General features: G+C 67.4%; 3 protein-coding genes. 2 read left to right on the top strand and 1 reads right to left on the bottom strand.

Annotated elements, in window-relative coordinates; all coding sequences use genetic code 11:
* Positions 1-169 precede the first annotated feature (169 nt).
* Positions 170-814, top strand: coding sequence for a hypothetical protein (locus R1101_RS0123045; RefSeq protein WP_016935554.1), 645 nt, complete (start codon positions 170-172; stop codon positions 812-814).
* Positions 815-906: 92 nt separating this feature from the next.
* On the opposite strand, the gene R1101_RS31215 is transcribed toward R1101_RS0123045, so the two are convergent.
* A complete protein-coding gene (locus tag R1101_RS31215) occupies positions 907-1104 on the bottom strand; it encodes a hypothetical protein (RefSeq protein ID WP_016935555.1) in 198 nt (65 codons plus the stop codon).
* A 61-nt stretch (positions 1105-1165) separates the two neighbouring features.
* Here R1101_RS31215 and R1101_RS31220 point away from each other — a divergent pair, with 61 nt between their 5' ends.
* Positions 1166-1528 carry a hypothetical protein gene (locus R1101_RS31220; protein ID WP_016935556.1) on the top strand — a complete coding sequence of 121 codons (363 nt, stop codon included), beginning with the start codon at positions 1166-1168 and terminating at the stop codon, positions 1526-1528.
* Positions 1529-1639: the final 111 nt, after the last annotated feature.

The raw sequence follows: 1639 nt of genomic DNA on the forward strand, positions 1-1639 counted from the left end.
GGTGAGGGGTCCGCGGCCGTGCCCACCGGCGGTACACATCACGCCGCGACCTCGTCACCCGCTTCGAAACCCGGCTCGCCGCAACACCCGTCGTGGTCGATATGCCAGAGGATCCACTATCTACCCGCTCCATCCATCTCGAACTGAGAATCTCGAACCAGGAGGAGTCATGACCACCGTCGAGACTCACACCACCCTTCGATCGCTGGTGTTCGACAGCGCCGACGACGCCGCTCTGACCGAGCAGATGACGTCGAACCTCCCCCGCCGGGGACTCGCGGACGGGACGCGCGGCGCGCGTCTTCCCCGGGCGGCCCTGAAGCTCGTCGAAAATCGGATCCTGGCCACGGCCCTGAGTCTTCTCGACGACGATCCCGGCCCGCTGTTCGCGAAAGGACTCGGAACCCTACAGGAGGTGATGGGCGCGGCTCGAGCCACCCGGGCGGACCCGGGTCGCCGGGTGGTCGCGACCATTCAGGATCCCTACCGGATTCCGGTCCGTCGCTCCGCCTACGTGGCGTTGCTCGTCGAGAACCAGGAATCGGCGCGCGTCGACTTCGATTTCGACGTCGTCTTCGCGATGGGACACACCAGCATCTCGCTTCGGCACGGCGCAGTCGACTTCATCGAGTGCGATGCCGGCGAGCTCACGGTGAGCCTGTCGCTTTCCGGCGCTGCGCCACCGCTGCTGAGTCGTAAAGCGGACTTCCCGGTGCACTGGGAGGTGCGACCACCGATTCGGGTTCCGATCCCCGAACCGGGTCCGGAGGAGCGGGTTCGCTCTCGTCCGCGGCGGCGTCCCTATGGGACGTGACGCCCCTCGAGCTGTCCTCCGTCGGGCGGTGTTCTGTTCGACGGAGGACACCCCACCGCGCAGGCGTCATCGGGAGAATCGATCCCGCCGGATCAGTGGGTGCGGTCGTACTCGTCCTGCGCGGCGACGATGTCGACGAGCTGCTCCTCATGTCCGGCCGCGAAGTGGAGCAGCGACCACCTCGGCACACCGACATCCTCGACGCTGCGAAGACCACGGGCGTCGCGTTCATCACCGACACCTCCCTTCTGCTCGTCGCCCCCAGCCCGTTGATCCTCGCCGGTGAACACGAGGCCACCGAGGAACGGCTCGCCGCTCCGACATCGACCACGCGTTCCTTCGCAACGACTGGTGCCGGAAGAACGACGAGAATGGGGACACGCCGGTGTCGTCTACGAACTCGGCGGTCGGCGAGCGACCTGCACCGAACTGGCAGAGGTCCACTCCGGCATCGTCGGCGTGCCCGTCACCTACACGGATCTGCCGAAGGAGGAGCACTCGAGGATCCTCGAGATCGCCGGAGTGCCCGCACAGTTCGCCACCGTCCTCGCCGACTCGGACGCAGACATCGCCTTGGGTGCGCTCGACACCGACAGCGGAGATCTCGAACGACTCATCGGATGTCCCGCGCCACCGGCTGCGGAGGCGATCGGTGCCCGACAGCCGCTAATACCGCCGAGTCCGGGTGCGTGGTGGCAGGATCGGGACTCGTGAGCTCCGCGAATCTGACCCGTGCCGAAACTGCCGCCCGCGCCCGCGCACTCGACGTGCACTCCTACCGCGTCGAACTCGACCTGCGGGGTGCCGTCGATGCCCGCCGCACCG

The sequence above is a fragment of the Rhodococcus sp. R1101 genome (assembly GCF_000278445.1).
Classification (GTDB): Bacteria; Actinomycetota; Actinomycetes; order Mycobacteriales; family Mycobacteriaceae; genus Rhodococcus; species Rhodococcus gordoniae.

Coding starts and splice junctions, on each gene's coding strand:
- R1101_RS0123045 (WP_016935554.1), top strand. CDS start 170: ATGACCACCGTCGAGACTCACACCACCCTTCGATCGCTGGTGTTCGAC.